The sequence below is a fragment of the Streptomyces bugieae genome (assembly GCF_036352915.1).
GTDB lineage: Bacteria > Actinomycetota > Actinomycetes > Streptomycetales > Streptomycetaceae > Streptomyces > Streptomyces endophytica.
This window is the reverse complement of record NZ_JAZBJP010000009.1, coordinates 153,308-175,887: the sequence shown is the minus strand read 5'-3', so window position 1 is coordinate 175,887 and position 22,580 is coordinate 153,308. Positions and strand designations below refer to the sequence as shown.

General features: G+C 72.7%; 15 protein-coding genes. 6 read left to right on the top strand and 9 right to left on the bottom strand.

Annotated elements, in window-relative coordinates; all coding sequences use genetic code 11:
- The first annotated feature begins 433 nt into the window (after nt 1–433).
- Nucleotides 434–1,126 (top strand): iron-dependent transcriptional repressor DtxR, encoded by a 693-nt coding sequence (locus V2J85_RS18190; RefSeq protein ID WP_030415691.1) that lies wholly within the window; start codon nt 434–436, stop codon nt 1,124–1,126.
- A 1,014-nt stretch (nt 1,127–2,140) separates the two neighbouring features.
- Complete coding sequence (locus tag V2J85_RS18185) at nt 2,141–3,016, top strand: alpha/beta fold hydrolase (RefSeq protein WP_261957482.1); 876 nt, start codon at nt 2,141–2,143, stop codon at nt 3,014–3,016.
- Between the two features lie 429 nt (nt 3,017–3,445).
- Here the strand turns inward: V2J85_RS18185 and V2J85_RS18180 are convergent, their stop codons facing one another.
- The 6 genes from V2J85_RS18180 to V2J85_RS18155 form a co-directional block, all read right to left on the bottom strand.
- Nucleotides 3,446–4,075, bottom strand: a complete 630-nt coding sequence (locus V2J85_RS18180) for a hypothetical protein (protein WP_330822186.1) — start codon at nt 4,073–4,075, stop codon at nt 3,446–3,448.
- A gap of 436 nt (nt 4,076–4,511) precedes the next feature.
- On the bottom strand, nt 4,512–5,795 hold the full coding sequence (locus V2J85_RS18175) for a hypothetical protein (RefSeq protein WP_330822185.1): 1,284 nt from the start codon (nt 5,793–5,795) through the stop codon (nt 4,512–4,514).
- Nucleotides 5,796–6,120: 325 nt separating this feature from the next.
- Nucleotides 6,121–8,439 carry a hypothetical protein gene (locus tag V2J85_RS18170; protein WP_330822184.1) on the bottom strand — a complete coding sequence of 773 codons (2,319 nt, stop codon included), beginning with the start codon at nt 8,437–8,439 and terminating at the stop codon, nt 6,121–6,123.
- 559 nt (nt 8,440–8,998) lie between these two features.
- Nucleotides 8,999–10,636, bottom strand: a complete 1,638-nt coding sequence (locus V2J85_RS18165; RefSeq protein ID WP_261956149.1) for a transporter — start codon at nt 10,634–10,636, stop codon at nt 8,999–9,001.
- Entirely contained in the window at nt 10,633–11,514 is an 882-nt protein-coding gene (locus V2J85_RS18160; protein ID WP_410011284.1) for an ABC transporter ATP-binding protein, read from the bottom strand. Before V2J85_RS18160 ends, V2J85_RS18165 begins: the two co-directional genes overlap by 4 nt.
- Nucleotides 11,515–11,825: 311 nt before the next feature.
- Nucleotides 11,826–12,497, bottom strand: coding sequence for a bifunctional DNA primase/polymerase (locus V2J85_RS18155; RefSeq protein ID WP_330822183.1), 672 nt, complete (start codon nt 12,495–12,497; stop codon nt 11,826–11,828).
- Between the two features lie 635 nt (nt 12,498–13,132).
- Between V2J85_RS18155 and V2J85_RS18150 the strand changes: the two genes are divergently transcribed.
- Both V2J85_RS18150 and V2J85_RS18145 read left to right on the top strand, forming a co-directional pair.
- The gene (locus V2J85_RS18150; protein ID WP_261956147.1) at nt 13,133–14,527 is read left to right on the top strand and encodes an NsdA family TPR-like regulatory protein; all 1,395 of its coding nucleotides are present in this window, start codon (nt 13,133–13,135) and stop codon (nt 14,525–14,527) included.
- Nucleotides 14,528–14,799: 272 nt separating this feature from the next.
- Nucleotides 14,800–16,659, top strand: coding sequence for a hypothetical protein (locus tag V2J85_RS18145; RefSeq protein ID WP_419836799.1), 1,860 nt, complete (start codon nt 14,800–14,802; stop codon nt 16,657–16,659).
- Between the two features lie 42 nt (nt 16,660–16,701).
- Here the strand turns inward: V2J85_RS18145 and V2J85_RS18140 are convergent, their stop codons facing one another.
- On the bottom strand, nt 16,702–18,057 hold the full coding sequence (locus V2J85_RS18140; RefSeq protein WP_419836798.1) for an ABC transporter substrate-binding protein: 1,356 nt from the start codon (nt 18,055–18,057) through the stop codon (nt 16,702–16,704).
- A gap of 171 nt (nt 18,058–18,228) precedes the next feature.
- Between V2J85_RS18140 and V2J85_RS18135 the strand changes: the two genes are divergently transcribed.
- Together V2J85_RS18135 and purU are read left to right on the top strand one after the other, a co-directional pair.
- On the top strand, nt 18,229–18,687 hold the full coding sequence (locus V2J85_RS18135) for an SCO4402 family protein (RefSeq protein WP_261956145.1): 459 nt from the start codon (nt 18,229–18,231) through the stop codon (nt 18,685–18,687).
- Between the two features lie 32 nt (nt 18,688–18,719).
- Nucleotides 18,720–19,628 (top strand): formyltetrahydrofolate deformylase, encoded by a 909-nt coding sequence (purU, locus tag V2J85_RS18130; RefSeq protein WP_261956144.1) that lies wholly within the window; start codon nt 18,720–18,722, stop codon nt 19,626–19,628.
- A gap of 449 nt (nt 19,629–20,077) precedes the next feature.
- Here the strand turns inward: purU and V2J85_RS18125 are convergent, their stop codons facing one another.
- Both V2J85_RS18125 and V2J85_RS18120 read right to left on the bottom strand, forming a co-directional pair.
- Nucleotides 20,078–21,691 (bottom strand): zf-HC2 domain-containing protein, encoded by a 1,614-nt coding sequence (locus tag V2J85_RS18125; RefSeq protein WP_330822181.1) that lies wholly within the window; start codon nt 21,689–21,691, stop codon nt 20,078–20,080.
- Nucleotides 21,688–22,323 carry a sigma-70 family RNA polymerase sigma factor gene (locus V2J85_RS18120; RefSeq protein ID WP_261956142.1) on the bottom strand — a complete coding sequence of 212 codons (636 nt, stop codon included), beginning with the start codon at nt 22,321–22,323 and terminating at the stop codon, nt 21,688–21,690. The genes V2J85_RS18125 and V2J85_RS18120 overlap by 4 nt, the downstream gene beginning before the upstream one ends.
- Nucleotides 22,324–22,580: the final 257 nt, after the last annotated feature.

Below are 22,580 nucleotides of genomic sequence, written 5' to 3'. Positions count from 1 at the left end.
GGTGCGTTGCGTTGCGTTGTGCGTGCGGGGGCTGCTGTGTCGTGCCGTGCTGGGACGTGCCGGTCTGGCTTGGTCTGGTCTGTGTCGGCCTGTGTCGGTCTGTGCTGTCGGGTGCGGCCTGTGGACGGGGCCACCTGGCACCGCTCGGACCCACCCCGCGTTCCCCCTCGCCTTTACGCCGTCCCGTTCGCGCCCGTCCTGTTCGCGCCCGTCCCGTTCGCGCCCGTCCCGTTCGCGCCCGGTCCCGGCCATGCCCGTCCCGGCCACTTGTGATCAGTGGCGCGGATCACGTTGCGGTCTGGACCAGTGCCCTGTCAATACGGCCGCGCCATACCACCGTGAGGGTCCGGTGGGCGGACGAGGAGGCACCGATGTCAGTGGGATGCGTCAGAATTGAGTCCAGGGCCACCGCACCACACATCGAGGGGCACGCATGTCCGGACTGATCGACACCACGGAGATGTATCTCCGCACCATCCTCGAACTGGAGGAGGAAGGTGTGGTGCCCATGCGCGCCCGCATCGCGGAGCGGCTCGAACAGAGCGGCCCGACGGTGAGCCAGACGGTCGCCCGCATGGAGCGCGACGGGCTGCTGACGGTCGCCGGCGACCGCCACCTGGAGCTGACGGAGGAGGGCCGGCGGCTGGCGACGCGGGTGATGCGCAAGCACCGCCTCGCCGAGTGTCTGCTCGTCGACGTCATCGGGCTCGAATGGGAGCAGGTGCACGCCGAGGCGTGCCGCTGGGAGCACGTGATGAGCGAGGCGGTCGAGCGCCGCGTCGTGGAGCTGCTGCGGCATCCGACGGAGTCGCCGTACGGCAACCCCATCCCGGGCCTGGAGGAGCTGGGCGAGAAGGCCGAGGCCGACCCGTTCCTGGACGCCGGCATGGTGAGCCTGATGGACCTGGACGCCGGGGCGGACGGCAAGACGGCCGTGGTGCGCCGGATCGGCGAGCCGATCCAGGCGGACGCCCAGCTGATGTACACGCTCCGCCGAGCGGGAGTGCAGCCGGGCGCCGTGGTGAGCGTGACGGAGTCCCCGGCCGGCGTCCTGGTCGGCAGCAGCGGCGAGGCCGCCGAACTGACCTCCGACATCGCCTCCCACGTCTTCGTCGCCAAGCGCTGACACCGTTCCGACGGGCCGCCGGCCGACCGTTTCGGCGGCGCCCCGGCGGGCTCTCGGCCGTTCGTTTCGGTGGCCGCCCCGGCGGGTTGCCGGTTGACCGTTTCATCGCCGTTGCGGCGGACCGTTTCGGTGGTCGTTGCGGCGGGCGGTTTTGGCGGGCCCTGTGTGCGGCCGTCGCGGCGACCTGTGTCGAGGGGCTGTGCCGGCGGTCTTCGGTGGGTGGGCGCGGTGGGCCGTTTCCGCGGGCCGTTTCGGTGGGCCGATTCGGTGCGGCGCAGGTGCAGCGGAGCCGGCAGAGGTGCGGCCGCGCTGCGGCGGAGGCCGAGGTCCGGCGGCGGTCCGGCGGGCCACACTTCGGCGATCCAGCGGCACGCCCCCGGACCGCCGAGGTGTGCCCGGCCAGTCCCTCCACGGGATCTTGGCCACAGGCCACCCTTATTTATGTCCCAAAATCTCGTAGGACGCGGCACTCTCCGCAGGCCGGGCGCGCGCTCGCGCTCGCCGCAAATCCTTCTCCGTGCCCTCCTCCCCGAATTTTTCCTGCCTCCCCCGGTCGTCGTCTTCCTCCACGAGCCCGCTGAGCTGCGCTGATGCGCCGTTCGATGGGCTCGTCAAGTGATTGCCCGTTGAACGGACTTGTGCGAATCCGTGCGGTTCGGCCGGTTGCGTGTCACGCTGACGCATGGCCCTGCGAGGGCCTGTCCTGGCCGGGGAGGGGGCTCGGATGCATCCACAGAGTGCGGGACGGTCAGGGCCCCGGCGCTGCGAGCAGCCGGGGCCCTGCCTCCCCATGTCCCCCACCCAAGACCCGGAGCCCCGAGCTCTCAGGGTCTTCCCCCACGGGCCCCCTTCCCGGTAGGGCCCGCCTCCCGGCAGATGTCTCCCCGTGGCGAGCGCGGCCAATCCTTGAGGGAGGTCACTCGAACGAGGGGTGTTGGGCGCTGGAACGGTGCGTTCGAATAGGGGTTCGATAGTGTGGAGCTGCTCAAGGGACGATTGGGGGTGCCAGAGCACATGGTGCGGCGCATCGATGTGACAGGGGCCGGCGGCGTACGACTCGCCGCCTGGGAATTCACCGACCCGCCCAAGATCGACGGCGGGTTGGAAGGGGGCGAGCAGCGGCCCGGCGTGCTGCTGCTCCATGGCTTGATGGGCCGTGCCTCGCACTGGGCGGACACCGCCCGTCGGCTGAGCGCCCGGCACCGCCCGGTCGCCCTGGACCAGCGGGGCCACGGCCGCAGCGAGAAGCCCGCCGACGGGCCGTACGACCGCGAGGCGTACGTCCAGGACGCCATCGTGGCCATCGAGCAGCTCGACCTGGCACCGGTCGCCCTCGTCGGCCATGCCATGGGTGCGCTGACGGCATGGCAGTTAGCGGCCCGGCGCCCGGATCTGGTCAGTGCGCTGGTGATCTGCGATATGCGGGCCTCCGCGCTGGGTGCGGCCTCGCAGCGCGAGTGGACCGAGTGGTTCCGCTCCTGGCCGGTGCCGTTCGCCACGCTCGCGGACGTCCGCAAGTGGTTCGGCGAGGACGACCCGACGCTGGAGCGGCCGCGCCCGGCCCGTGGCGAGTTCTTCGCCGAGGTGATGGCCGAGCGCGCCGACGGCTGGCGCCCGGTCTTCTCCCGGCGCCAGATGCTCACCGCCCGGGAGACCTGGGTCCATGACGCCCACTGGGAAGAGCTCGCCCAGGTGACCTGCCCGGCCCTGGTCGTCCGCGGCCTGGACGCCGAACTGGGCCGCGCCGAGGCTCAGGAGATGGTCCGCGTCCTCCCGCGCGGCGCCTATGCCGAAATCCCCGACGCCGGACACCTCCTCCCCTGGGAAAAGCCCGACGACTGGTGCGCCGCCATCGAACCCTTCCTGAACGCGGCGACGTTGCCGGCCTGAGCGGAGGATCGGCCGGGAGAGGCCGACCGGCTGCGAGAAACACCGACCGCGACGGGCCGGGTGCGCCTGGCCACAAACAGCCGAGGCGCACGCCCCGCCACGGCCGGTCTTCGGCAGGCAGCACCGGGCGCGCCACGGCCTTCAACAACAGGGCCGTGGCGCGGGCGCAGCGCGGGCGTGCGCGTGCGCGTGTGCGTGCGCGTGCCGGGGGTGAGGCCGGAGGAGGCCGGCTGGTTGCCGACGGACTACGCCAGCAGCTCGCCGGCCCTGACGTAGCACTCGTGCCACCTCGTCAGGGCTCCTCGGCACTCGTGACGGCGGGCGGTTGATGGGGGCTCGTCAGCCCCCATCAGCCGCCATCAGCCCCCATCAACCGCCCTCCCACATCCCGTCACCCGCCAACATCCCCGTCGCCCGCTAACAACGCCACTAGCCCGCGTTGTTGAACTTCCAGACGAACGGGGAGTCGCTCTGGCCCTCGCCCGCCCAGTGGACCTCCACGGACTTGGTGCCCTTCGGGACCATGTAGGTCTGGCAGATCGTGTGGCTCTGCCCGGCCTTCCAGTTCTCGATGTCGATGGTGTCCTCGCAGCCGGGACCATCCTCGGCGGCACCTATCAGCAGGGCGCCGGGCCGGCCGTCACCGTAGAGCTCGGTCTCGTTGCCCACCTTGGGCATGTCCTTGACGACACCGCCGCCCTTGTTCGTGAACTTCACCCAAGCAGTCGCGGCCACCAGACCCTTGGCGTCCTTCGGATCCGACACCAGCTTCTTGGCCTCGGCCTCGGTGCCCACGTGGACCTTCTGCGCGACGACCTCGTAGGTGATATTCGCGCTCTCTTCCTTGAACCGCCCGGTGCCGGTCTGGCCCGGCTTCCGCTCACCGCCGACGGCCGGGGCCGACGTCTTTTCCGTCTTGGGAGCGTCAGCCCCGGCATTGCTCTTCCGGCCGTCCTGCGTGGCGGACCCATCCTTCTTTCCTCCGCAGGCCGTGAGGGCCAGCGCCAGTACGGCGACGGGCGCGGCGACGCGCAGCCAAGCGGTCTTCGTGTGCAGCAAAACGCTCTCCCAGCAGACGTTCTCCCCCGTGCGCCCCCACCCTTCCGATGGGTGCGAACGGCTGTTTCGGCGGAGCGTAAGGCCGTGTAACCGCTTTGTCGAAGCGATTCTGGTGGCGGTTCGCGCAATCAACTGCGGCCATTTCGCGTCAATTTCCCGCAAAAGTCGAGGCGCGGTCGAGGTGTGGGCGCAATGAATTCGCGGCGTTCGCTGAACTTTCTATCCATTTGCCGACTGATTGACCTCGGCGGCTACTGCGTTGATAAAGCATCGGAAGATTTCCTCCCGGCGCATCAGCTATCACGGCAGCGGCGGCAGTGATAGCAGTGGCGGCAGCGCTGGCCGAACGCGGCGGCGAGCACCCGCGGGGACGGGGTGCCCGCCTGCGGCCGGTCGCTTCCTCCCCTCCCCCCCCGCAGCGGCAACCGGGGCCGGGTCAGCCCAACGTGCGGGTGAAGTCGCCGCGTTGGACGCGCGCGGCGAGCGAGTCGCCGTCCCCGCCCAGCAGCGAGCCGTACCCGGTGGCCGCCCAGATGCTGTCCTCGGTGGGTATCTCGAAGTACGGAACCGGCCGGCCGTCCCGCCGATCCGTGAGCACTTCCGGTGCACGCCGGGTCCGTACCGCGCGCAGGCACGTCTCGCAGGCGGCCACCCGCAGTTGCTCTCGGCGGCCCAACGGCCGCCAGGGTATGCGGCGCACGGCAGGCCCGTGCAGCGGATGGAAGAAGCACAGCGGGAGGGCCGCCGGAGCCTTGGACAGCGCCGCGCGGCCTTCGGCGACCAGCGCGAACACCCCTGCCAGGTCGACGGCTCCGCGCGCCCGGTCCAGGACCGTACCGGCCGCGGCGTACGCATCGAGGGCCCGCTCGACAACCGCCGGATCACCCTGCGCCGCGCGGGCCTCCTCACCCAGGCGCACCACCTCCTCGGTGGCCCGGTCGCGCAGCCCGGCCTCGTCGGCCTGCCGGGCGGCGGCGAAGACCGAGCGCGGCAGCGCGAACGGCGTCGTGAGATCACGCAGCCGCGAACGCCGGCGCAACAACAACCCCGCCGCGGCCAACAGCAACACCGGCCCGACGACCAGGCTCAGCAGCCGGACGAGCGGAGACCTGCCGCTCCCCACGCTGGAGGAGCCATCCTTGCCCGCCCCGTCGGCCCCACCCGACTGCGTGGGCTTCGGCTTGCCGAGGCCGGCCGTGACCTCCTTGTACACCTTGTCGCCGTTGCCCGCCTTGATGATGCCGATCGCCCGGGAGACGCGCTTGGCCAGCCCCGCGCCCTTCATGTCGTCCTGGAAGAAGACCGCCGCGGCGGCATGCATCGCCTGATGGGCGCCCTCGGGCCATTCGCGGGCGGAGATGTCGTCGGGCAGGTCCCCGAGCGTGATGAGGATGGACGGGCCGCCGCCCATCCGGTCGTGCACCACCTCGGCAAGCTGCTCGGGCTTACCGCCCCAGCTGTCCCCCTCGACCAGCGGCACCAGCACGACGCGGATCGGCAGCTTGGTCTCCTTGATCTGCGCGACCAGCTCCCGCTTCTGCGACGCGTCAACGGCCGTCGCCAGCGAGGGATCCACATACACCGGCGAACCCCGCAGCGCCTCCGCGATCTTCCTACCCGGGCTGGTCGGACCGTGGACGGCCTGCCCCACCCGCCCGGTGGCGGCAGCGGCCGCGGCCACAGAGGTCGGCCTGGTCGTGGCCATGGTGGGTGTGGCCATGGCGGGCGCGGCCGCACCGTACAGCAGGGTGGCGGCTGATATCCCGAGCGCGAGCGAGAGCGAGCGCGCGGACCACAGCCGGCGGGCCGCCCAGGGGCTTGGCAGTGCGGCCCGGGTGGCGCCGGTCCGGGGAGCCGCGGTGCCTGGCCGTGCGCCCGGGGTGGCGCCGGGCCGGCTGATCGCATCCCGCCGTTGGGCGGCCTGGCCCCGCTGATGAGCGGCCCGGTCACGTTGTTCAGTTGTGCGGTCGCGTTGTCGGGCGATCCAGTTGCTTCGTTGCGCGGGACGGTCTCGTCGCTGGGTCGCGGCTGCCGGGGCGCCAGGGTCAGTGCACACCGAAGTACTCCCGTACATCGCGGGTGAGTTGATCTATTTCGGCGCCGTCGGCGAGCGCCGCCAGCGGCCCGGGCAGGGTGGCATACGGGACGTACGCTCCGCGCCCCTTGCCCTCCTGGGAACGCAGTTTCAGCACGGCACCATGTGTCACCCGGCACCCCTCGCACACCGGCAGCGTCCACATCGCGCTGGCAGCGCGGCGACGGCCGGCAGGACCGCCGGTGCCGCGAGTGCCGGCCGCGGCGGTGGTGCGGTGGGTAGCGCCGCCGGGGGTGCCGCCGCCCGGGCGTTTCTCTGAGCGCTTACGGGCGGGGCCGTGCAGCGGGTTGCGGTGGCAGACGTGGCGTGCCGCGGCCGGCTCGTCAATCGCGGTGCGGCCCGCGCGGGCGAGCACGATGGCGCAGGCGAGCACGGCCGGGGTGGCATCCGCGTCGATCCGGCCGTCGCTGTCACCATCGATCAGCAACGCGGCCGCATCCAGGCACTCCCAGGCCCGGCGCTGTGCCTCCGCGGGCAGCGCAGCAGCCATCGGTTCCGGCGCTCCCGGTTCCGGTGCGGTCGCCGGTTCGAGCGCTGCGGTGAGGGCATCCAGGTCATGGCGGGCGGCCCGCCGCAGCCATGCCAACGAGGGCCGCTCCGGAGCATGCGGGCCATGGGCGGCCCCGGAGCCACCACCCGCCCCGTAGCGCCGACGCCGGGCCATCACGATCACGCGTATCGTTCCGCAACCGGCCGCCACCAGCCCCGTGACCAGGAGCGCGGCGAAGACGCCGAGCACCAGGCCGGGGTGGAAGTCCCCGGTGAACAGACCGGGCAGCGCCTGCTCCTCGACCGGATCGACGGCCGGCGGCGGGTCGTAGCCCAGGGGATCCGACTCGGCGGCGCCCGGCTTGGCGGTCGGGGCCTTGCCGAGGTACGTCAGCAGCTGATCGAGACGGCGGCCGAGGGCCGGGTCGGCGGACCCGGAGTACTCCAGGTAGCGCGGCCGGTTCATCAGATACGTCGGGTCCACGGGCGTGCCGTAGTTGGCGAGCTCGATCCCGCCGTCGGAGGGCTCGGCCAGCACGATCAGGACCTTGCGGTGCAACCGGTCGTGTAGCGCCTTGACCAGCAAGTCCTTCTCGCCGTCGGACTCGTCGTCCGGATTGCTGGAGACGGCGGCGATCACCGTCGGGATGCGCAGCGCCCGTAGTTGCGTGCGCAGATGGGTGCGCTCGGCGGCGTCCAGCGCGGGTGGGCTTTCGGGATCGACGTACAACGGGTCACGGCGCAGCCCTTCGGCCACCCGGTCGACCCTCGCCCGCATATCGGCGGCGGTCGGGCGCGAGCCGTCCCCACTGGTGGTGTCGTCAAAGACCTGCGAGGCGGTGAACGCGACCAGGCCGCCCAGGACTACGGCCGCCATGACCAGCGGCAGCATCCTCACACGCTGCCCGCTCGACGCCCCGATGCTCCTCGTCCGCGCGCCTTGCCCGGCTGTGCTCCCTCCGGTGCCGCCCTTTTCGCTTCCTCTCTTGCTTCCCTTTGTGCCCTTCGTCTTGCTTCCGGCCGGGCTTCGCTTCGTACCTGCCGTCGTCTTGGGGGCGGCAGGCCCCTTCCCCGCGCTCAGGCCGCCGCCTGCCGCCGCAGCGCGCCGTACCCGGCGGCGCCGCACGGCGTACAGGGTGAGCAGCACGGCCGTCAGCGGGATGCCGGTGACGGCGACGCCGGTCGCGAAGCTCTGGTCCTCGCGGGCGGTCCGGTCGGTGTGGAGGAGCGGCAACTCGTCCACCGAGTCGCCGTATTTGGCGTGCGCCGCCTCGGCGCGCTGATGCGCATGGCCGGAGGTCAGCACGTCGACGAAATGCCGGAACACCTCGCGCGGGGTGGCGTCGTACGGCAGCTCGTACAGCGTCGCGCGGCTCGCGTCCTCGGCACCGGGGAGGCTCACCCCGTACGTCTGCACCGCGTCCAGACCCGTGGGGCTCAGCGTCACATAGAGGCCCTTGCGGGCCAGCCGGTCATGGACCCCGGCGAGCAGACCGGTGGCCTCGGAGCCGTAGTGGGTGTTCGGCAGGATCATGACGTACGTCGGGACGCCCAGCCGCCGGGCTTCCTTGGCGAAGTCCGGGGCCGTCGACCGGGGGACGGCGCGCGGGATCTGGTCGCTGATGAAGACCGGGTTCTTGCGCAACTGCCCGGCGAGATAGGCGGTCTGCGTCGGGGCGTCGGCACCGCCCGGCGCGGCCTGCACCGCTCCGGCGCAGAACAGCACCGCCAACCAGCCCATGACCAGCACAACTCCGGTGCGCAGCACCGCCCCCACCACCCCTCGTTTTCTGTCGATGCCACGACGCTACCGCCCCTGCCCGTCGCCCGCCGGGCCCTGTGGATAACCTCACGACCAGCCCCGGCCGGCGTGCCCCGTCCCGTCCTGAATGCGGTGCCCCGCCTCACCGATGAGGCCCCGCCGGGGAGCCCGCCAACGCGCCCAACGCGTAGGGCTCCCCGCCCCCGTCGGAGCAGTTGCTTTCCGTCGCGGAGCCAGCTCTGCGGGGAGCGGGGGACGAGCCGCTGCCGCCTCCCTTCGGCCGGCCAGCGGCGCGCGCCTAGCGGCAACACGTCCGTTGCCCGAGGCGGTTGGGGACAGCGCCGGGCCGGCCTCGTCCGCGGCGACGCCGGGGGCTTCCCCCGCCCCCTCCCCCTCTCCCCCTTCGGGGGAGGGGGCGGGGGGTGGGTTCGGGGGTGGGGGATACGCGCGAGGCAACGCCCCCCCCAGCCGAGCAGCGCCCGCCCCCAGCCAAGCAGCGCCCGCCGGACCGAAGCAGTCAGCCGGGCATACCCGTCAGGAGCCCGGACCGCCCACCCGCCCCTCCCTCAGCCCGCCCTTACCCCTTGCTCACCGCCGCGAGGATCTCCGGCAGGCGCCTGACGGTGCGGGGGGCCGCCAGGCGGAGGCCCAGTACCGCTGCGCCGGTGCCGTAGAGGACGCCCAGGGGCAGCAGGATCCACAACAGGTGGTGGAGGCCGGCGACGTGGAGCCAGATGGTGAGGCCCAGGAGAGGGGCACACAGAAGGGCGCCCACCAGGACACCGCCGAAGAGGCTGAACCAGGCGATCGAGCCCTGGCCCGGAGCCACGTTCTTGTTGCCCTCCGAGGGGATCGAGTACGGGAAGATCACCGACGTCACTGCGCCGGTCCCGATCAGCGCGCCCAGCAGGGCCAGCGAGAGGCCGTACACCTGCAGGAAGTCGGACCACGGGCCGATGAACGCGGCCGCGCCGACCGAGACCAGGGTGACGTACGGGACGGCCACCAGCGCGAGGGTGCACGCCCGGGCGCGCAGCTCCTGGTAGGCGTCGCGCGGGGTGGCGATCGTGGAGGCGACCATCCAGAAGGCCGAGGTGTCCTGGCCGAACTGGTTGTACATCTGCAATCCGAGCAGCGCCGGGGCCGAGAACGCGGTGTAGATGCTGCCGTTGCCCTGGACCGAGGAGACGATCGGGGCCAGCAGGCCGGCACCGAGGGCGGTCGCCCAGGACATCTTCGACTTGGGGTCGCGCCAGGCGTAGCGCAGCGTACGGAGCATGACCGGGCCCGTACGGCCGCCGGGCAGCAGGCGTACGAGCCCGCCCTCACCGCTGCCGGACCGGCGCGCGCTGTCCTTCTCCACCGCCTGGAGCGTGGAGGAGTCGGGGGACGTCATCAGGGCGGTCAGCGAGCGCTGCCACCAGAAGAGGAGGAGCGCCAGGGCCACCGCCGCGAGGGCCATGCCGGCCACCGCGCGCCCGTAGGCGCCCTGGCCGGTGGCCTCGACCGCGCCGATCGCGGAGGCCGGCGGGAGCCAGCGCAGGACGTCGCCCAGCGGTTCCAGGACGGCCAGGCCGTCCGGGCGGCCGAGCTTCTGGGCGGCGATGTTGACGGCCTGGGCACCGAGCGCGATGAACAGGCCGCTCAGGACGGCGAGATCACGGCCGCGACGGCTGGTCAGCAGCCGCACCGACGCCGTGGCGACCGCGCGGGCCAGCGCCACGCACACCAGCACCACCAGGACGACCGCGAGCACGCCGACGAGCGCGGCGGCCGGTCCGTCCGCCAGCGCGACCACCGCGCCGGTCACCAGCGCCAGGGTGACGACCGGGCCGATGCCGATCAGGGACGTCACCAGCAGGGAGCCGATCAGCGGGCGCGGCCGCAGGGGCAGCATCACCAGGCGGGTCGGGTCCAGCGTCTCGTCGCCCGTCGGGAAGAACATCGGCATCACCGCCCAGCCGAGCGTGAGGATCCCGGTCAACAGCACGGCCAGCGCGCCGACATGGACGTTGCCGCGCAGCGCGATCAGCCCCAGCACCGCGCCGGCCGCGAACAGCAGGCCGACGATGACCGAGCTGACGTACGCGACGGTGCGGCCGGCCGACTGGCGGAGTCCGTTGCGCAGCAGGGTCAGCTTCAGCCGTACGAAGACGGCGGTGAGGTTCGGTGCGGCGGCCCGAGGCGCGGCCACCGCGGTGGATTCGGTGCTCATCGGGCGCCGCCACCGCCCAGCCAGTCCAGGCTCTGCCCGGCCCCGCGGTCGTTGGCGCCGACCAGTTCGAGGAAGGCGTCCTGCAGCGTGGGCGCGGCGCCGCGGACCTCGGCGAGCGGGCCGTCCGCGCGGATCCGTCCGCCGGCCATCACCGCGACCCAGTCGCACAGCGACTCGACGAGCTCCATCACATGGCTGGAGAAGATCACGGTCGCCCCGGAGGCGGTGTAGCGCTCCAGTACGCCGCGGATGGTCTGCGCGGAGACCGGGTCGACGCCCTCGAAGGGCTCGTCGAGGAAGAGGATCTCGGGGTTGTGCAGCAGGGCCGCGGCGAGACCGATCTTCTTGCGCATACCGGTGGAGTAGTCGACGACCAGCTTGTGCTGGGAGCCGGCGAGATCGAGGACGTCCAGCAGCTGGCCGGCCCGCTTGTCGACCTCGTCGCCCGGCAGCCCGCGCAACCGGCCCATGTAGGCGAGGAGTTCGCGCCCGGAGAGGCGCTCGAAGAGCCGCAGCCCCTCGGGCAGCACGCCGATCCGGGACTTGACGGCGACCGGGTCGCCCCAGACGTCGTGCCCGCCGATCTCCACCACGCCGGAGTCCGGACGCAGCAGACCGGTCACCATGGAGAGGGTGGTGGTCTTGCCCGCGCCGTTGGGGCCGACCAGCCCGATGAAGCGGCCCGCGGGGAGCGTCAGGTCGATGCCGTGGACGGCGATCTGCTCGCCGAACTTCTTCCACAGGCCCTGGATGCGGACGGCGGGCGCCGCGCCCAGGGTGCCCGGGGCCGCGGACGGCCCGGCCGGAGAAGCGGCCGATGTCTGCTCGGGCGGCGCCGCACCGGCCCGCACCTCGTTGTGTTCCGGCTCGTTGCCCACCGGTCCTGCCCTCCGACGTCCCCGCAGGAGCCGTCTTGACCCCCGTCCGCGTCCCACGATACGAGCGGCCACCGACAAGCCGTCGTGCGGAGGGCGTGCCGGGCAACGACCGGCGTGCGGGACCCGGCCAGCGGGCAACGTCCCCGCCCCACGGTTCGCCGTCCCCGTCCCTCACCACCCCGGCGGCTCACCGTCCCCGTGGTCCACCGCCTCAGCGGCTCGCCCCCCCCCCCGCAGTTCAACGCCCCGCAGTTCAAAGCCCCGCAGTCCAAAGCCCGCGGTTCAAGGCCCCGCAGTTCAAAGCCCGCAGTTCACCGCCCCCGGGCCGCCACCGCGTCCCGGGCGCAGGCGTACGCCAGGGGGCTGATCAGTTCCTCCGCGTCCGGCAGCCAGCGGTTGGTGGCGGTGGGGCGGCGCGCCCACTGCACGCACCCGTGCGCCCCCACCCGGGTCGGCGGGGCGGCGATGTACTCGCCCTCGCCCCGGCAGATCAGGTCGAGCGCGGCCGGGGCCCAGCCCAGGCCCCGTACGAGATCGGGGACCTTCACCGCGGCACCGGGGAGGACGAGGAAGAGCATCCGGCGGTCCGGGGTGCGGGTGACCGGCCCGAGCGTCAGCCCCATGCGCTCCATACGGGCCAGCGCCAGGCAGCCCGCGGTCTCGGGCACGTCGAGGGCCTCGAAGGTCCGCCCCGTCGGAAGGAGGATCGACGCCCGGGGCTGCTTGCTCCACATACGGCGGACGGCGGTCGCACTGCCGGACGCCAGGCCGGCCCAGCCGGGCGCCATGGGGTGCGCACCGGGCACGGCGCAGTCGCCGGCGTCGCACGAGCAGCGCGGCGTCTCACCGTCGTGCTCCAGCCATGCGCCGGGGAACACGTCCCAGTGGCGTTCCTCCGCGTAACGCACCGCAGTTTCGAGCAGCTGCTCGCCGCGCTGCTTGGGGATCTGCGAGGCTCCTGTGACTCCGATGGTCTTTTCCACGCAGATGACAACTGCCCCTGTCACCAACGGTTACGGCCGAATGGATGACCTGCCCGGCGCATCGTTCTCGCACGTGGGGCGCATGGGTGCACCGGTGGGGGCGCGTATGCGGGCCGGGCCCAGTGGGTGGGTAGCCACCTGCGTGACGGGCGGAGAGGCCGCCCGACGGCAGGCCGCGGTGCATCAGGGGAGCCCTGCACGGCGGCGCCGTTTCCAGTGCACGGGCACCACCGCGCCATTCCCCACCAGCAGCACACGTCTCGTGAGTCGACTTCGTGACCGGACAAACGTGACCGAATCCCGTTACCGGAACTCCTGACCGAAACTCGTGACCGAATCCCGTGGTCCTGTGACCCGGGCTCATGATCTCGGAAAGCACCTTCGGAAAACGTCTTCGGAAACCGACTTCGTGCACGATCTCGGAGCACGTCTCGTGAACCCACGCTTCGCACGCAAGTGCCCCGGATAGCGCGCAAATCGCACGCCATCCGGCATCCACCTGCAAAGCGTGTATCGCTCAGATCCTTCCTATCGCACGTATCCCGGATCTCTCGGATATCCGGGATATCCGTGGGGAAGCGATCCCGGGGAACGGCGTTCCACGGTGAACGCGCAGCAAACCAGGGGGTACAAGCATGGCCGCCAGGCCACTCGTCGCGCGGCAGCCCAATGAACGGCTGCAGGCGCTGATTCAGGAAGCCGGGTGCTCCAACGCGGGGCTCGCCCGCCGCGTCAACATGTGCGGGGCGGAACACGGCCTCGACCTGCGCTACGACAAGACCTCGGTGGCCCGCTGGCTGCGCGGCCAGCAGCCGCGGGGCCGCGCCCCGGCCGTCATCGCGGAGGCACTCGGCCGCAAACTGGGGCGCACGGTCACCATCGACGAGATCGGGATGGCCGACGGCAAGAACCTCGCGTCCGGGGTGGGGCTGCAGTTCTCGCCGACCGTCCTCGGGGCGATCGAGCAGGTCTGCGAGCTGTGGCGCAGCGACGTCGGGCGCCGTGACTTCCTCAGTGGCTCCACGGTCGCGGCCTCGGCGCTGGTCGAGCCCAGTCGTGACTGGCTGATCACCGGCGCGGACAGTCAGGTCGCACGGAACGCCGGGGCCCGGGTCGGGGTGTCGGACGTCCAGGCGGTACGGGCCATGACCACGGCACTCAGTGAGCTCGACCACCGTTTCGGCGCCGGGCACGTGCGGCCCGTAGTGGTGCACTACCTCAACAGCGTGGTGTCCGGGCTGCTCGCCGGTTCGTACCGGGAGTCCGTGGGGCGGGACCTCTTCGCCGCCGTCGCGCGATTGACGGAACTGGGCGGCTACATGGCCGTCGACACCGGTCAGCCCGGCCTGGCGCAGCGCTACTACATCCAGGCGCTGCGGCTGGCCCAGGCGGCCGGCGACCGGGGGTACGGCGGTTACGTGCTCGCCGCGAGCATGAGCCACCTCGCCGCCTCGCTCGGCAATCCACGGGAGATCGCCCAACTCGCCCGCGCCGCCCAGGAAGGCGCCCGCGGACACGTCACCCCGCGCACCGAGGCGATGTTCTTCGCGGCGGAGGCGCGCGGGCACGCCCTGATGGGGGACGGCCGGGCCTTCCAGGTCGTGGCCGGGCGGGCGCTCGCCGCGATGGAGCGCGCGGACACGGCCACCGAGGCGGGCGACGACCCGGTGTGGATCTCCCACTTCGACCAGGCGTATCTGGCCGACGAACTCGCGCACTGCCACCGGGACCTGGGGCAGCCCGGGCCGGCCGCCCAACGGGCGTCGGAGGCACTGGGCGGGCATCCGGAGGGCCGGGCCCGCCGCCGCGCCATCGGACTGCTGCTGCTGGCCGGCGCGCAGGTACAGCAGCGCGAGGTCGAGCAGGCCTGCCATACGGGCACGCAGGCCGTGGAGCTGCTGAGCGGGCTGCGGTCGGACCGGGGCTCCGAGTATCTGGAGGACTTCCAGCTGCGTTTGGAGCCGTACCGGGACGAACCAGTCGTAAGGGAATTCAGCGCACGACTGGACCTGCGGGCCGTGGCGGCGTGATCCACGCACGGAGCGCGTCCGGTACGGCGCGGCGACTGCTATGTCGTACGGAGTCGGGTATGTCGCCGGGTTCCTCGCCGTAGTTGTCGCCCGGTTCGTCGTAGGGCACCGGGCGGGCCGTCGATCACGGTCCGCCCGGTGCGCGCCCCGTTCCCGTCCGGTGCCGGGCGGGGCGGAAGGGGGTGGTGACCAGGGGACGTGGTCGAACGTTGCTGCGACCCGGTAGCGTGCAGCCGACGATTCCGTAGGTCTGCACGTTGGTAGGAGTCACGGTGACGCAGAGCGGACAGGGTCACGACCCGCAGAATTCTGCGGCCGGTCCCGCGCGAGAGGGCATTGTGCTGCCCGCTAACGGTGAGCCGTACATCCCCGACCAGCAGGCCGCTCCGTCGGCGGGGCAACCCTGGGGCCAGCCCTGGGGGCCCGGCCAGCAGGCCGCGCCCGCCCCGCAGAACGCTCCCGCCGCGCAGCCGTACGGGCAGGCGCCCGCCCAGGGCCAGAACTACGGGCAGGAGCCGGGACCGGGCCAGCACTACGGCCAGGGGCCCCAGCAGAACTACGGCCAGGCGCCGTCGCAGGGCTACGGATATCCGCCGGCGCAGGATGCGGGGGCACCGGTTCCGGGCGCACCGGCTCCGGGCGCGCAGGCCCAGTTGCCGCCCCAGCAGCCCGGTGGGCAGGGCTTTCCGCCGCCGCCCCAGGGGCAGCCCCCGGTGCCGCCCATGCCGCCGTCGATGCCGCAGCAGTCGGCCGCCCCGCAGCTGCCTCCGCAGCAGGCGCCCGGCCAGCAGCCCGCTCCCCAGCCGTACGACCAGCAGCCCGCTGCGCAGCCGTACGACCAGCAGCCTTACGGGCAGCAGCCCCCGCAGCAGCTTCCGCCCCAGGCCCAGCCCGGGCAGCTCCCCGCGTCCTCCGGTGAGCTGGTGCGCGCCACCCGGCAGGCCGGTGCGCCGCTGCCGCCCGCCACGGGTGACGCCGAGGCCACCACGGTGATCCCGCCGTTCGACGCCCGCTCCGGCGGCCCCGGTGGCGCCGCCCCGCTGCCCCCTGAGGCGTCCTCCCGCCCGGAGACCCCCGACGAGTCCACGACGATGCTCCGGGCCGTGAAGCCGGGGCAGGGCGGGCCGCACGGCCAGGCCCAGCCGATGCCCGGTGCCGGCGGAGGCGACTCCGAGGCCACCCAGCTCATCCCCCCGGTGGGCGCCGGTGCGCCCGCCGCGCCTCCTGGCGCGCCGTTCGGCATCCGCCCGGGCGCGCCCGGCGACCGCCCCACCCCCGCCGAGTTCGACGGCCTGTTCCGTGACGGGCCGGCGGCGGCCCCGGCCGGTGCGCCGGACGCCACCGCGCAGCTGCCCCGCTTCGAGGACCCGGGCCGGCCCCCGTACGGCGGCCAGGGCGGCCAGGGGTACGGCCAGCAGTTCCCGCCCGGCGGCCACGACCCGCAGGGCCCGTACGACCCGCAGGGCCCGTACGACGAGGACGGCGGCGGCAAGCGCCGGCGGCTGGCCCCGATGGCGATCGTCGGCATTGTCATCGTGGCGCTCGCGGGCGCCGGCCTCGGTGTCGGCTGGGCGCTGAGCGGCGGCAGCGACGACACGGCACAGAAGCAGGGCTCCGGAGGCGGCAGCAGCACCAAGGCCGCCAAGGAGTCGGAGGCGCCGAAGGCCACCACGGACCCCGCCGAGGCCCAGGCGAAGGGCCTGGACGCCCTGCTGGGCGACAGCAACAACAGCCGGGCCTCCGTGATCGGCGCGGTCAACAACATCAAGTCGTGCAACAACCTCGGCAACGCGGCGAAGGACCTGCGGGCCGCGGCCGGGCAGCGCAACGACCTGGTCAAGCGGCTGCAGCAGCTGCCGGTCGACAAGATCCCGGACCACGACCGGCTGACCGCGGCGCTGACCAAGGCGTGGCAGTCCTCGGCCGCCGCGGACAACCACTACGCGGCCTGGGCCGGCCAGCTGGGCGGCAAGAAGGGCTGCCACAAGGGGCGCGCCCGCGGCACCAAGCAGGCCGTGCAGGGCAACGCGGCCAGCGGCCAGGCGACCCAGGCCAAGCGGCAGGCGGCGCAGCTGTGGAACCCACTCGCCCAGAAGTACGGCCTGACGGAGCGCCGCCCCGAACAGCTCTGAGCCGGCCGACGGTTCGGGGCGGGACCCTGATGAGCCGCGGGCTCAGTAGTCGTCCGTGCGCCGGCTTTCCAGGGTCCTGGTGACGTTCACGAACCCGTGCTGGGCGGAGACCAGTTCGCCGTTCCGCACCACCTGGTACGTCACCATGCCGTTCACGATGCGCGGGAAGTCCTGGACGGCGAGCATGTCGTCGTCGCGCCAGCGCAGCTTCGGGGTCAGGCCCCCGGTGTCGATGGCGCGCTCGCCGCGGTCGAGGGTGGTCTGCAGATCGTGCGAGGTGATGTCGGTCACGCCCGCGTCGTCGAGCTGCTCGATCAGTGAGCGCAGCACCGTATAGGCGATCCAGGTGGTCTGCACCCCCTGGTCGGCCGGATCGATGCGGTTGTCGTCGAAGGCGTAATCGCTGATGACCTTCCGCATCGGCCGCCAGCGGGGGTCGCCCGCCACCGGGTACCAGCCGGTGATGTCCGCGCCCTCCAGGGGGCCCGACGTGCCGCCCGAGCGGTTCACCAGGGACTGGCCGACGCTGCCGAGGACGGACGCGACCCGCACCTTGGGGCTGTCCTCCTGGAGCCGCCGGAAGGCGTCGAAGAACGCGTCCGTGTGGTCGCCGAGCGAGGCGGCCACGCACGCGCCCGGGGCCCTGCCGCCGGCCTCGGCCCTCCCGTAGACGGCCGGATCCGCGCCCACTTCGTCCAGGGCCCGGGTCACCTGGGGCGAGTAGTCGGTGCCGTCCTCGGGTGCCTTGATGTCCTTGGCGGGGTGCCGGCCGCCGCTCTGCAGGCCGGAGTTGAGCAGGGACGGCATCTGGTCGCCCTGGATGGTGTCCGGGCGGACCAGCGCGACGCGCTTGCAGTCCGCCGCCAGCTGGCGGCCGTTGCCGGCGAGCAGGGACGCCTGGCCGCCGTTCACCGGATACGACAGCGGGCTCTGGAACTCCTCGTCGGAGGCGCCGTAGCCCCCGATGAACGGGACGCCCTTGACCTCCAGGGGGGACATGAACGAGCGGCCGAACTGGCTGTAGGAACCGACGACGGCGACCGCGCCCTCGTCCACCGCCCGTTGGGCGCACTGTGCGGCGGCCACCGAGTCGTTGCGCTCGTTGCAGGTCAGCACCCGTAGCCGGTGGCCCCGGATGCCCCCGTGTGCGTTGACCGAGCGGGCATAGGCCTGGGCCATGGCCGGCATTCCCGGCATATTGGTCGCTCGGGTGTCCTCCGGTGCCCAGGTCATGACCGTGACCGGCTCCCGTTCCCCGGAATTCCCCACTCCGGGGAGAGAGCCGCAACCGGAGAGCAGCGACGCGATGGCCGCCGTACATGTCACCGCCGCGGCGATCGTGACCGCGGGAGCGTGGGGCAACAAGGGGCGGGGGGAGGAGCGTCGCCGTCCGGTCATGGCACCGCAGCCTTCCGTCCTGCCCGGAACGCCCGAGTGACGAAAGAGCAACGGATGGTGACGTAGCGGTGAACTCCGGGGGGCTGTGCGAGATCGTTCGTGCGGAACGTACGATCGAATGCTGTGCAAGGTTCGGAGAAGTCTTCCCGTCGCGGCCGTCGCTCGACCACCATGGGCGGCATGCCACTCAACGACATGCCGTGGTGGCGCTGGCGCTGCAATGTGCGCTCCGCGCTGCACATGCTCTCCGACCCCGCGTTCCACCAGGAGACCTGGCTGGCTGGCCGGCCGGGATACGGGGACGTCACCGACGCCGTCTACCGGCTCGTCGAGGACACCTGGCTCGACAACTGGTCCGCCGACAAATACGTCGGCACGATCTTCCGGGACGCCCAGGAGGCCCAGCTGGTCGACGTCGCCGTCCTGAGGGTGCTGCGGATCATGCACCAGGTCGGCGCGGACGCCCCGGTCGCCGCCTACATGGCGCACGAGGGCTGGGCGGAGGCCGTGCAGGCGGCCCGTGCGGCCCATGTGCACATGGCGACGGCGGACGGCGAGGACCCCGACGCGCCGCCGCGGTCGCTGGAGGTGCTGGCCATCATGACGGGCGGCGCGGACACCCCGGTCTGACCTGCTCCGCAGGTATGGGACCCTATGAGGTCATGAGCGAGTCGCAGCCCACCCAGCCCGGTCGAAACGGTCGGAACGATCAAAACGATCGGAACGATCAGTACGTGCTCACCCTGTCCTGCCCGGACAAGCAGGGGATCGTGCACGCGGTGTCCAGTTACCTCTTCATCACCGGCTGCAACATCGAGGACAGCCAGCAGTTCGGCGACCACGACACCGGGCTGTTCTTCATGCGCGTCCACTTCAGCGCGGACGCGTCGGTGAGCGTGGACAAGCTGCGGGCGAGCTTCGCGGCGGTGGGCGACTCCTTCGGCATGGACTGGCAGATCCACCGGGCCGACGAGAAGATGCGGGTCATCCTGATGGTGTCCAAGTTCGGGCACTGCCTCAACGACCTGCTCTTCCGCTCCCGGATCGGCGCGCTGCCGGTCGAGATCGCGGCCGTGGTCTCCAACCACACGGACTTCGCCGAGCTGGTCGGCTCGTACGACATCCCGTTCCACCACATTCCGGTCACCCGCGACACCAAGGCCCAGGCCGAGGCGAAGCTGCTGGAGCTGGTGCGGGCGGAGGGCGTCGAACTGGTGGTGCTCGCCCGCTACATGCAGGTGCTCTCCGACGATCTGTGCAAGGCGCTGTCCGGCCGCATCATCAACATCCACCACTCCTTCCTCCCGAGCTTCAAGGGCGCCAAGCCGTACCACCAGGCGCACGCCCGCGGCGTGAAGCTCATCGGCGCCACCGCGCACTACGTGACCGCCGACCTCGACGAGGGCCCGATCATCGAGCAGGAGGTCGAGCGGGTCGGCCACGAGGTCACCCCGGACCAGCTCGTGGCGATCGGCCGGGACGTCGAATGCCAGGCCCTCGCCCGCGCCGTGAAGTGGCACAGCGAACGCCGGGTGCTGCTGAACGGCAGCCGGACGGTGGTCTTCGCGTAACGGTGGGCTGGGCTCAAGGGGCTGCGGGCCGGGGGTCGGTCGTCTTCGCCTGAGCGGGGCCGTCGCCACCTAGGGGAGAGGCGAACAGATCCCGTAGGGGATCGACGGGCCCCCTGCTGGGGCCACAACGTGGTGGGGCGGGGCGGTATTCCCGGAGCCCGGCCGCACCCGCGTACGCGCACGCACCCGCGTACGTGCACGCACCCGCGTACCCGCACGCACCCGCGTACGCGCTACCCGCACCCACCGGCGTACGCGCACGCCCGGTTCAGGCGCACGCAGATGTACGCGTATGCACAGGCGCAGGCGTACGCGCAGGTGCAGGCGTGCACGGTTGGGCGTACGTGCAGGTGGAGGCCTGCGCGGTTGGGCGTACGCGCGGGCGCGTGCCTTCCGGCGCGCGCCTGCGCCTGTGCCTGCGTTGCTGGGGATTTCCTCCCGGTCGTGGTTCAGAGGCGGGACAGGGACGCCGTGGCGAAGAGGACCTCGCGGATGGCGTCGCGTTCGCCGTGCTGGCCCGCTGCGGCGTCCTCGGGGGAGATGTGGCCGGCCGCCAGCTGGCAGAACTCGGAGCTGTCCAGGGCGATATGGGCGACGGTGTGGTCGGGCGTGCCCAGCGCGGCCGGTGAGTCCAGCGCTATGTACCAGTGGCCGCCGCCGTTGCCCTCGACCTCCAGATGGAGCGTACGGCCCGGGGCGCCGGCCTCGACCAGCCGCTGCGGCGGCGACGCCAGCCCCGCCCGGCGGCGGTCGGCCAGCGCGCTGGGCAGCAGCCGGGCGGCGAGGTCGACCATGCGGTTCAGGTGCGCGGCGGCCGGGGCCTCGTACGGATAGTCCACCGCGTCCGCGATGTCGCCGGCGTGCACCCAGCACTCGAAGGCGCGGTCCAGGAAGGCGTCGCGCAGCGCGAGCCGGAAGTCGCCGTAGGGAACGGCGAGTTCGGCGACCTTGCCGCCGGCGAACGACACCTGTCTCATCAGGGCGTAGCTCTGCTCGCGCCACGGCTCATGGGTGGCGAGCGGGCTCGCCGTGCCGCTGCAGCCGCGCCACAGCGTCTCCGTGCGGATCAGCGGGTCAGGGGTGCCCGGCGGGGCTGCCGTGCCGAGCGGGTCGGGGAGCCCGAGCGCGGTCGCCACCAGGCCGTCCACCGCCATCAGATGCCCTATGACCCCGGCGACCGTGGTCTCCCGCTGCACCGGGCGTTCGCCCTCGAACCAACGCAGCCGCACCGGTGCGCGCCACTCCGCCTCGCCCATGTCGCGCAACAGGGCGTCCAGTTTGGCGGTCTCCGCGTCGTACGGTGCCGCCCACTCGGGCACCGGGATGCGCGCCGGGCGGCGGCCCAGGCAGCCCTCCAGCACCCGGGAGCGCAGCAGCGGGTCGAGGTCGAGGCTGTCGGCGGGGTGCAGCAGGCCGACCGCGTCCCGCAGGCGCACCGCCTCGTCGGCGCAGGAGGCGCAGTCGGTCAGATGCGCCTCGACGGCGGCGGTCTCCTCGGCGGAACAGGCCGACAGCGCCCAGGCGCCGAGCAGCGACTTCAGGACGCGGTGCGGTGGGGCGGGCGCCGGGCCCGGGAGTGGGGCGGGCGGGGCGGCGGGGTCGGTCATGGGCTCGGCTTCCGGGGCGCGCGAGGAGTGCTCGCACGGGGCGTCTGCGCGCGGTGGATCCGCGGGCGGGGCTTCGGCGTCCGCGCGATCGCCCGTGCCGCCCACGCCACCCGTATTGCCCGCATCGTCTGCGCTGCCTGCCTCACCCGCACCGTCAACCGGGTCCCTGGACGGATCCCCGGACGGATCGCCGGACAGATCCCCGGACGGATCGCTGGTCGGATCCCCGGCCGGGTCGCCGGACGCGTCGGCAGCCGGGTCGCGGAGCGGTACGGGCACGACGGGTGGCGCGGGCGGCACAGGGGGTGCGAGGGGCTCGGGCGGTGGGGGTGGGGCGGGGGTGGCGTCGGGGAGCGGGCCGCGGTCCTCGGCGGCGGGGCGCGGTGCCGGTATCCGCGGCCGTTCACCGGGGCCGCTGGGCAGCTCGGGGCCGTCCCATTCGTCCGGGCCGTTCACAGCGCCCGTCCGGGGCCCTGGCCGGGCGGGGCGGCGGTGCCGGGGGCGGCGGACGCGTAGGCCGAGCGGCGGGTGGGCGGCAGGGCGGTGGCGTTGTGGGCGGTGGACAGCAGCTGCAGGCCCAGGCGCAGCCGGCGGCGGGCCTCGTCCTCCGTGACGCCGAGGTCGGCGGCGGTCTGGCGGTAGTCCCGGCGCTGGAAGTACGCCAGCTCCAGGGCGGCCCGCAGGGGTGCGGGCATGGACGTGACGATGTAGTCGGCGCGGGCGGCGGTGGACGCCTCGCGGATCTTCTGCTCCATCTCGGCCTGCGCCGGGGCGTCCGCGCCGCCGTCGCGGGCACAGGCGGCCTCGGTCTGGCGGAGCCGCTGGACGGCCTGATGGCGGGTGAGGCCGGCGATCCAGGAGCGCAGCGGGCCCTGTTTGGGGTCGTAGGAATCCGGGTGTTCCCAGATGGCGGCGAAGACTTCGCGGGTGATGCGGTCGGCGGCGTCCTCGTCCTCCAGGACGCGGTAGGCGAGGCTGTGCACGAGCGAGGCGAAGCGGTCGTAGAGCTCGCCGAGCGCGGCGGCCTCGCCGCGGGCGAGCCGCTGCTGCATCCGCCTGTCCCAGCGCGGTGGCGCATCGTGTCCCATCGGACCCCCATCCCTGCCCGTCGCCTTCGACCTCAGCCGTCACTCCTGCGCATCTGTACACCTTCATGCCCGGATCCGCGGGCACGATCACGGAAACCGCCGTGCCTCGAATGTAATGCGCGGGTCCGACAACACACGCTCCTTTGCGGCAAATCGAACCTTGAGGGGGACGCGGGTGGTAAGGGCCTGACGGCCCGGGCCCGGCCCGAAGCGGCCCCGGAAAGCGCTCGGAAGGCGCTCGGAAGCGGCGGTGGGGC